Source organism: Micromonospora sp. ABR4_055, assembly GCF_056160425.1.
Genome location: NZ_JBSWXD010000090.1, coordinates 18,166 through 27,135, shown reverse-complemented (window position 1 = coordinate 27,135; position 8,970 = coordinate 18,166). Strand labels below are relative to the sequence as shown.

General features: G+C 70.6%; 6 protein-coding genes. 4 read left to right on the top strand and 2 right to left on the bottom strand.

What is annotated here, in order from left to right; genetic code table 11:
- Positions 1-273 precede the first annotated feature (273 nt).
- Together ACXAHD_RS20220 and ACXAHD_RS20215 are read right to left on the bottom strand one after the other, a co-directional pair.
- Entirely contained in the window at positions 274-1,944 is a 1,671-nt protein-coding gene (locus ACXAHD_RS20220; protein ID WP_281555419.1) for a glycoside hydrolase family 13 protein, read from the bottom strand.
- A gap of 95 nt (positions 1,945-2,039) precedes the next feature.
- On the bottom strand, positions 2,040-3,095 hold the full coding sequence (locus ACXAHD_RS20215) for a LacI family DNA-binding transcriptional regulator (RefSeq protein WP_475052483.1): 1,056 nt from the start codon (positions 3,093-3,095) through the stop codon (positions 2,040-2,042).
- Between the two features lie 154 nt (positions 3,096-3,249).
- Between ACXAHD_RS20215 and ACXAHD_RS20210 the strand changes: the two genes are divergently transcribed.
- The 4 genes from ACXAHD_RS20210 to ACXAHD_RS20195 are packed head-to-tail and all read left to right on the top strand — an operon-like array spanning position 3,250 to position 8,755.
- On the top strand, positions 3,250-4,506 hold the full coding sequence (locus ACXAHD_RS20210; protein WP_475052481.1) for a sugar ABC transporter substrate-binding protein: 1,257 nt from the start codon (positions 3,250-3,252) through the stop codon (positions 4,504-4,506).
- Positions 4,506-6,047 (top strand): ABC transporter permease subunit, encoded by a 1,542-nt coding sequence (locus ACXAHD_RS20205; RefSeq protein ID WP_475052478.1) that lies wholly within the window; start codon positions 4,506-4,508, stop codon positions 6,045-6,047. The genes ACXAHD_RS20210 and ACXAHD_RS20205 overlap by 1 nt, the downstream gene beginning before the upstream one ends.
- Positions 6,044-6,904, top strand: coding sequence for a sugar ABC transporter permease (locus ACXAHD_RS20200; RefSeq protein ID WP_289212129.1), 861 nt, complete (start codon positions 6,044-6,046; stop codon positions 6,902-6,904). The genes ACXAHD_RS20205 and ACXAHD_RS20200 overlap by 4 nt, the downstream gene beginning before the upstream one ends.
- Before the next feature lie 3 nt (positions 6,905-6,907).
- On the top strand, positions 6,908-8,755 hold the full coding sequence (locus ACXAHD_RS20195) for a glycoside hydrolase family 13 protein (protein ID WP_475052475.1): 1,848 nt from the start codon (positions 6,908-6,910) through the stop codon (positions 8,753-8,755).
- The last annotated feature ends 215 nt before the right edge of the window (positions 8,756-8,970 follow it).

Sequence of the window (8,970 nt, the reverse complement as noted above, 5' to 3'; positions counted from 1 at the left end):
TTGGTAACGGGAGGGGGTACGGTTAGGTGTGCCCCGCGTCGCCAACAGGTTGACTGATGGGGGTTGACCGTTGGGGGTGGTTCCCGGGGACCCTTTTTGTCCCGGGGGCACCGTCACCACCTTCGCCCCCCCACCACAAGGGGTCCTTGCCCAGCCGCCCGGCGGCACTTCCGGCTCGACGAACGACCGGTGTTTCCTGCTCCGAGCCATACCCGGCGCCGGGCCGTCGTAAACCTGGCCGCCCCCTGCCAGCCGGCCGGGGCGAAACGGGCGTCAGGCCGGCTGGAACCAGGCGGCGGCGTCGACCGGCAGCAGTCGGCGACCGGGCGGTCCGTCCAACGGCGCGCTGGTGATCAGCGGTACGCCGTACCCGTCGACCGGCACCGGCGCACCGCTGAGGTTGACCACGCAGACCAGCGCCTCCGCGCCGCCGTCCGTGTCGGTCCCGCCGTCGTCACCGCGTAGGAACGCCAGCACGCCCGGCCCGGCCTCCAGCCAGGACAGCCCGGTGCCGTCGCCGGCCGGGGCGTCGCGCAGCGCCGGATGCTCGGCCCGGACCGCCAGGGCCCGCCGGTACAGCTCCAACGTCGAGGACCCGTCGCCGGTCTGGGCCTGTGCGGTCAGCGGCGCCCAGTCGGCCGGGGCCGGCAGCCACGACGCCGTCGACCCGGCCGGCCCGAAGCCGTACGGCGGGGTGTCGCCGCTCCACGGCAGCGGCACCCGGCAGCCGTCGCGGCTGTGCCCGGTGCGGCCGAACGCCGGGTCCTGCCGCAGATGGTCGGGCAGGTCCAGGACCTCCGGCAGGCCCAGCTCCTCACCCTGGTAGAGGTAGGTGCTGCCGGGCAGGGCGAACATCAGCAGCGCGGCGGCGCGGGCCCGGCGCAGCCCGACCTCGCCGTCGCCGTACCGGGTGACGTGCCGCTGCTTGTCGTGGTTGGACAGCACCCAGGTGGTCGGCGCGCCGACGATCGCCGCTTCGGCGAGCGCGGTGTCGATCACCTTGTGGAACGAGTCGGCCGACCAGGTGGCGTCGAGGAAGTCGAAGTTGAACGCCTGGTGCAGCTCGTCCGGGCCGATGTAGCGGGCGAGCCGCTGCGGGGTCTCCGCCCACGCTTCGGCGATCGCCATCCGCCCGCCGGGGTAGCTGTCCAGGACCGGTCGCCAGGCGCGGTAGATGTCGTGCACCTCGTCCTGGTCGAAGTAGGGCAGCCGGCCCTTGCCGAGCAGTTCGATCTGCCGGCGTCCGGTGGTGGCCGAGGTCCAGCCGATGTCCGGCAGCCCGTCGGCCTTGATCATCCCGTGGGCGACGTCGATGCGGAACCCGTCGACGCCCCGGTCCAGCCAGAACCGCAGGATCTGCTCGAACTCGGCGCGCACCTCGGGGTGGCGCCAGTTGAGGTCGGGCTGGGCCGGGTCGAACAGGTGCAGGTACCACTGGCCGTCGGGCAGGCGGGTCCAGGCCGGCCCGCCGAAGATCGACTCCCAGTCGTTCGGCGGCTCTTCGCCATTGTCGCCACGGCCGTCGCGGAACATGTACCGGTCCCGCTCCGCCGACCCGGGCGCGGCGGCGAGCGCCGCGACGAACCACGGGTGTACGTCGGAGGTGTGGTTCGGCACGATGTCGACGATGATCCGCAGGCCGAGCGCGTGCGCGTCGGTGATCATCTCGTCGAAGTCGGTGAGGTCGCCGAACATCGGGTCGACCTCGCGGTAGTCGGCGACGTCGTAGCCGCCGTCGACCATCGGGGAGCGGTAGAACGGCGTCAGCCAGAGCGCGTCGACGCCGAGGTCGCGCAGGTACGGCAGGCGGCTGCGGATGCCCTGCAGGTCACCGATGCCGTCGCCGTCGGAGTCGGCGAAGCTGCGCACGTACACCTGGTAGACGGCGGCGGTGCGCCACCAGTCGTCGCGGGCGGTGCGGGGCGCGGCCTGGGCAGGATCGATCGTCACGGGTTCCCCGTCCTGTCGGTGCGTTGCTGGCTCTGCTCCGAGCATGCCTGCCGGTTCTTGCAAGAGTCAAGCAACCCTTGCGCAAGCTCTCAGCTGGCGGGCGCGGCCGCTGCGGCGGCGAGGTGGGTGACCTGGGGGGCGATGCCGGTGGAGCCCCGGGCCACCAGTTCGGGGCGGAACACGTACTCCGAGTTCGGGGCGGCGTGCCCGTTGATCTCGTCGACCAGGGCGCGGACCGCCGCCACCGCCATCGCGATCACCGGCTGGCGCAGCGTGGTCAGCGGCGGATCGGTGAACGCCATCAGCGGCGAGTCGTCGTAGCCGACCACCGACACGTCACCCGGCACCGACAGGCCACGCTGGCGGGCGGCCCGGATCGCGCCAAGCGCCATCAGGTCGGAGCCGCAGGTGATCCCGGTGACACCCTTGTCCAGCAGCCGGTTCGCCGCCGCCTTGCCACCCTCCACACCAAACAGTGACAGTGCGGTCAGCTCGTCGATCTCGGCGTCGCTGGCACCGACGAGCCGGCGCATCGCCGCCCGGAACCCGGCCAGCTTGCGCTGCACCGGCAGGAACCGGTCCGGCCCGGTGATCAGTCCGATCCGCCGGTGGCCGAGGGAGACGAGATGTTCCACGGCCAGCTCGCCGGCTTCCCGGTCGTCGCAGGAGACAAACGGGGCTTCGATGCCTTCGGCGTACCCGTTGATCAGCACGATCGGCAGCGGCCGGGCGATCAGTTTGCGGTAGCGCTCGTGGTCGGCGGCGGTGTCGGCGTGCAGGCCGGAGACGAAGACGATGCCGGCGACTTGGCGGTCCAGCAGCATCTCCACGTACTCGTCCTCGGTGACGCCGCCGGGGGTCTGGGTGCAGAGCACCGGCGTGTAGCCGGACTGGGCCAGCGCGGACTCGATGGTCTGCGCGAACGCCGGGAAGATCGGGTTGTCCAGCTCCGGCACCACGAGGCCGACCAGGCCGGCGCTGCGTTTGCGCAGCCGGGCGGGGCGTTCGTAGCCGAGGACGTCGAGCGCGGTCAGCACCGCCTGGCGGGTTTCGGCTGCCACCCCGGGGCGGTCGTTGAGCACCCGGGACACCGTGGCCTCGCTGACTTCGGCCTGGCGGGCGATGTCGGACAGTCGTGCGCGCATGGCCTCCACGGTAGCGCACCGGCAAGTTCTTGCGACGGTCCCTGCAAGCTCTTCCATTGCCTGCAACGTCTTGCTAACGTCCCGGCAACACACGACGAAACCAGTGCCGTGATCGCGGCACCGTACTGCAATAACTTCCAGGACAGGAGTCCCGATGCGCGTCCGTACCACGTCGGTGGCCGCCGGGCTGGCCGCCGTGCTCGCGCTGGCCGCCGCCGGCTGCGGCAGCAGCGACGGCGAACCCGCCACCACCGACAGCCCCGATGCCGCCGCCGGCGGCACCCTGGTCATCTGGGCCGACGACAAGCGCAGCGCCGCCCTCGCCCCGTTCGCCGAAAAGTTCGGCGCCGACAACGGCGTCACCGTCGAAGTCCAGGCGATCAGCAAGGACCAGCAGACCACCTTCGTCACCGCGTCGCAGCAGGGCAGCGGCCCGGACGTGATGGTCGGCGCACACGACTGGATCGGCAACCTGGTGCAGAACGGCACCATCGAGCCGGTCCAGCTCACCGCCGACCAGACCGCCGGCTTCGCCGACGTCGCCATCCAGGCGGTCACCTTCAACGGCCAGGTCTACGGCGTGCCGTACGCGATGGAGAACGTCGCCCTGATCCGCAACACCGCGCTCGCCCCCGACGCCCCGGCCACCATCGAGGAGCTGGTCGCCACCGGCGAGCAGCTCAAGGCCGACGGCAAGGTCTCGGAGATCCTCTGCCTGCAGGTCGGGCAGAACGGCGACGCCTACCACCTAAACCCGCTCTACACCTCGGCCGGCGGCAGCCTGTTCGGCACCACCGCCGAAGGCGACTACGACCCGGCGCAGCTCGGCGTCGGCACCCCGGAGTCGATCGCCGCGTTCGAGAAGATCGCCACCCTGGGGGAGAAGGGCTCCGGGGCGCTGAAGCGCTCCATCACCCCGGAGAACTCGATCGCCACCTTCACCAGCGGCAAGTGCGCCTTCCTGGTCTCCGGGCCGTGGGCGATCACCGACGCCAAGGGCGCTGACATCGCGTACGACATCAGCCCGGTCCCCGGCTTCGCCGGTGGGGCCGAAGCGCAGCCGTTCGTCGGCGTGCAGACGTTCTACGTCGCCGCCAAGGGCACCAACAAGGCCCTCGCGCAGGAGTTCGTCGCCAACTACACGACCCAGACCGACCTGGCCGTCGCGCTCTACGAGGCCGAGCCGCGCCCGCCGGCGCTGACCGCCGCCCTGGAGCAGGTCGCCGGCGCCGACCCGGACCTGGCGAAGTTCCAGCAGGCCGGGCAGGGGGGCGCGGTGCTGCCGGCGATCCCCGAGATGGCCGCCATCTGGGACCCGTTCGGCAAGGCCGAGGCCGCGATCGTCGGCGGTGCCGACGTGGCCAGCACGATGACCGCCGCCGGCCAGACGATCGCCGAACAGATCAAGTAATGCGCGACACCGGAGCCGGCGGTCTGCTGGCCAAGGCGCTGCTGCTCGGCCTGGTCGCGGCGATCGCGATCTGGGCGGCGTTCCCGCTGATCGACGCCGAGGCGTGGGTCGGGCTGGGCATCCTGGTCGTCACGACCGCCGGCATCGGCTACCTCTACCTGGGTCGGCGACACGTGCCGGCGAAGTACCTGATCCCCGGCACCCTGTTCCTGATCGCCTTCCAGATCTTCCCGGTGCTCTACACCGCCTCCACCGCGTTCACCAACTTCGGCGACGGACACCGGGGCAGCAAGACTGAGGCGATCGCGGCCATCCAGGCCACGTCGGTGGTCCAGGTCCCAGGATCCATCGAGTACGCGATGACCGTCGCCACGGTCGGCGACCCGGCCACCGGTGACCTGGTGCTGCTGGTCGTCGACCCGGCCGACGGGGTCGTCTACGCCGGTGACGCCGACGGGTTGACCGAGCTGCCGGCCGGCGACGTCACCGTCACCGACGCCGGCAAGGTGACGGCGGCCGACGGCTACACGCTGCTCAACGCCGGCCAGGCCAGCGCCCGCAGCCAGGAGATCACCGACCTGGCGGTGCCGACCGACGACGGGGCGATCCGCTCCATCGGGCTGTCCCGGGCGTACGAAGGGGTCGCGGTCCGGGCGTACGACGAGGGTTGTGATTGTGTCACCGACACCGTGACGGGCACGGTGTGGACGGCCGACGACGACGCCGGCTCGTTCGTCTCCGCCGACGGCGACCGGCTGCTGCAGGGCTGGCGGGTCGGCGTCGGCCTGGACAACTTCACCCGGGTGCTGACCGACCGCAGCATCTCCGGGCCGTTCCTCGGCACCCTGGTCTGGAACTTCGCCTTCGCGATCGGCTCCACCGGCGGCACGTTCGTCCTCGGGCTGATCTGCGCCATCGCCCTGCACTCCGACCGGATTCGTGGCCGCAACCTCTACCGGGTGTTGCTGATCCTGCCGTACGCGATGCCGTCGTTCGCGATGCTGCTGGTCTGGCGGGACATGTTCAACACCGACTTCGGGCTGATCAACCAGTTCTTCGGGTTGACTGTGGACTGGTTCGGGCAGGACTGGTCGGCGCGGCTGGCGGTGATCGGCGTACAGCTGTGGCTCGGGTACCCGTACATGTTCCTGGTCGCCACCGGCGCGTTGCAGGCCATCCCGAAGGAGCTGACCGAGGCCAGCTCGATCGACGGCGCGAACCCGTGGCAGGCGTTCCGCCGGGTGACGTTGCCGCTGCTGCTGGTGGCGTTGACGCCGCTGCTGATCGCCTCGTTCGCGTTCAACTTCAACAACTTCAACGCGATCTATCTGACGACCGAGGGTGGGCCGTTCCCGGCGGACAACCCGAGTGTCGGCGCGACGGACCTGCTGATCACCTACACGTACCGGTTGGCGTTCGGCGCGGCCGGCGCCCAGTACGGCTTCGCCGCCGCCATCTCGATCTTCATCTTCACGCTCGTCGCGGTGATCTCCGCGGTCAGCTTCCGGCGCACCCGGCAACAGGAAGAGGTGTACGCGTGAACCGGCGCTCGTTCACCCGTTGGCTGAGCCGGGTCGGCTGGCGGCACCTGGTGGCGCTGCTGGCCGTGGCGTTCTCGCTGTTCCCGATCGTGTTCGTGCTGTCGGCGGCGGTCAACCCGCTGGGCACCCTGTCGTCGACCGACCTCTTCCCGACCGGGGCGTCGGGCAACAACTTCCGGCGGCTGTTCGCCGACACGGCGTTCGGCCGCTGGTTCGGCAACTCGCTGCTGATCGCCGGGCTGGCGTCGTTCGCGTCGGTGTTCCTGTCGTCGCTGGCGGCGTACGCCTTCTCCCGGATGCGGTTCCGGGGCCGGCGGGTCGGGCTGCTGTCGCTGCTGCTGATCCAGATGTTCCCGCAGTTCCTGGCGATCGTCGCGATCTTCCTGATCTTCTCGACGATCACCGACCTGTGGCCGACGATCGGCTTCAACACCCCGTGGGGGCTGATGCTGCTCTACCTCGGCGGCGCGCTCGGGGTGAACACGTGGCTGATGAAAGGCTTCTTCGACACCCTGCCGAGGGAGTTGGACGAGTCGGCCACCATGGACGGGGCGTCGCACGCCCAGGTGTTCTTCCGGATCATGCTGCCGCTGGTGGCGCCGATCCTGGCGGTCACCGGGCTGCTGGCGTTCATCAACACGATCAACGAGTTCCTGATCGCCAACGTCTTCCTCACCAACCCGGAGGCGAAGACGCTGGCGGTCGGCATGTACGGCCTGGTGGCGGGGGAGCGGAACAACAACTTCGGGATCTTCGCCGCCGGCACCCTGCTGACGGCGGTCCCGACGGTGCTGGTGTTCCAGCTGCTCAGCCGCTACATCGTTTCCGGTCTCACCTCCGGGTCTGTGAAGGGTTAGCTTGTGGGCCAGCTGTTCGAGGCGCACCACGACGGATCGTCGTTGTATGCGCCGGGTGCCGCCGCCGGGGTAAACCTGGGTGATCGGGTGTCGGTCTTCGTCCGGGTGCCGGCGGGTGCGCGGCCGGTCGACAAGCTGTGGGTACGCTCCATAATCGACGGTGAGCCGTGCTTCTCCGAGGCGGTGGTCGACCGGCAGGATCCGAACGGGGACGTGTGGTGGCGGGGCGAGGTGGAGGCCCGTAACCCGGTCACGCCGTACCGCTTCCTGCTGGCCGGTGGCGGGCGGCGCTGGTTGACCGGGGTCGGCGAGGTCGACCACGACGTGCCGGACGCCGCCGACTTCCGGCTCGTCACCCACGATGCGCCGCCGGCCTGGGCCGCCGACGCGGTGATCTACCAGATTTTCCCGGACCGGTTCGCCCGGTCGGGTGCCGCTGCCGGGCGGGAGCTGCCGGAGTGGGCGATCCGGTGCGACTGGGACACCCCGGTCGTCGGGCGCGGGCCGGAGACGCCGTACCAGTTCTACGGCGGCGACCTGGACGGCATCCGGGAGCGGCTCGACCACCTGGAGCGGCTCGGCGTCAACACCGTCTACCTGACGCCGATCTTCCCGGCCCGGTCCAATCATCGGTACGACGCCGCCGCGTTCGACCACGTCGACCCGCTGCTCGGCGGGGACGAGGCCCTGGCGCGGCTGTCGGCGGCGGTGCACGCTCGCGGGTGGCGGCTGCTCGGCGACATCACCAGCAACCACACCGGCGACGCCCACCCGTGGTTCACCGCCGCCGTGTCGGACGTGTCGTTGCCGGAGCGGGAGCTGTACTACTTCGGCGACGACGGCGACTACGAGTCGTGGCTGGGCGTGAAGTCGCTGCCGAAACTCAACTGGGGCAGCGCTGAGCTGCGGCGACGCTTCGTGGATGGGCCATCCTCGGTGGCGCGGCGGTGGCTGTTGCCGCCGTACGGGTTGGACGGTTGGCGGATCGACGTGGCGAACATGACAGGCCGGCGCGGTGCCGACGCGCTCACCCTGGAGGTGGCCGCGCTGCTGCGCCGGGCGGTGGCCGAGACCCGGCCGGACGGGCTGATCGTCGCCGAGCACGGGCACGACTTCACCCGTGACCTGGACGCGGATGGTTGGCACGGCACGATGAACTATGCCGGGTTCACCCGGCCGGTGTGGAGCTGGCTGCGGTCACCGACGCTGGCGTTGCCGGACTTCCTCGGCGTACCGGGTGGGGTGCCGGCCCGGTCCGGGTCGGCGGCGTTGGCGACGATGCGCGCCTTTGGGGCGTTGGTGTCGTGGCGGTCGTTGGTGCATTCGTGGCAGCTGCTCGGCTCGCATGATTCGGCCCGGATCCGGACGGTGGTGGGGGACGCGGGGCGGCAGGAGGTGGCGGCCGGGTTGCAGTTCACGTTGCCGGGGACGCCGATGGTGTTCGCCGGGGACGAGTTGGGGTTGCGGGGCGACAACGGGGAGGGTTTGCGGACGCCGATGCCGTGGGATCGGCCGGGCTCGTGGGATGAGGCGACGTTCGGGGTGTATCGGGCGTTGGTGGCGTTGCGTCGGGAGGTGCCGGAGCTGCGGCACGGCGGGCTGCGTTGGGTGTACGCCGATGACGACGCCCTGGTCTACTTGCGGGAGTCGCCGTCGGGGTCGGTGTTGGCGTTGGCCCGCCGCGCGGCGGGCGCTCCGGTGCGGTTGACGGGTCTGGTGGCCCCGCCGGACGTTGCTGCTCCGGCACTGGTCAACCTGTACGGCGGGGCACCACCGTTACGCCCCGCCGCCGACGGCACCCTGACCCTGCCGGCCACCGGCCCCACCTTCCAGGTGTGGCGCCTCCCCTGACGCCACATCCTGCCCGGTGAACGCAACGAGTTGCCCATCGAACCCATCCGCTGATGGTGATTCCGGCAAAACCAATCGACACCTCGGCTGCGACATTGTCGACCGCGACCTGATCCGGGCGAGTCCTCGCTCGTCTATGCGCGGAAGTCGAACCCGGGCCCGGTTGGACCCAAAATCGACGCGACGTAACGACCTGATAAGGGTTGGTTTTCCTG

Excerpts from the sequence above, each read along its gene's own strand:
- ACXAHD_RS20215 (WP_475052483.1), bottom strand. The coding sequence starts at position 3,095 with ATGCGCGCACGACTGTCCGACATCGCCCGCCAGGCCGAAGTCAGCGAG.
- ACXAHD_RS20210 (WP_475052481.1), top strand. The coding sequence starts at position 3,250 with ATGCGCGTCCGTACCACGTCGGTGGCCGCCGGGCTGGCCGCCGTGCTC.
- ACXAHD_RS20205 (WP_475052478.1), top strand. The coding sequence starts at position 4,506 with ATGCGCGACACCGGAGCCGGCGGTCTGCTGGCCAAGGCGCTGCTGCTC.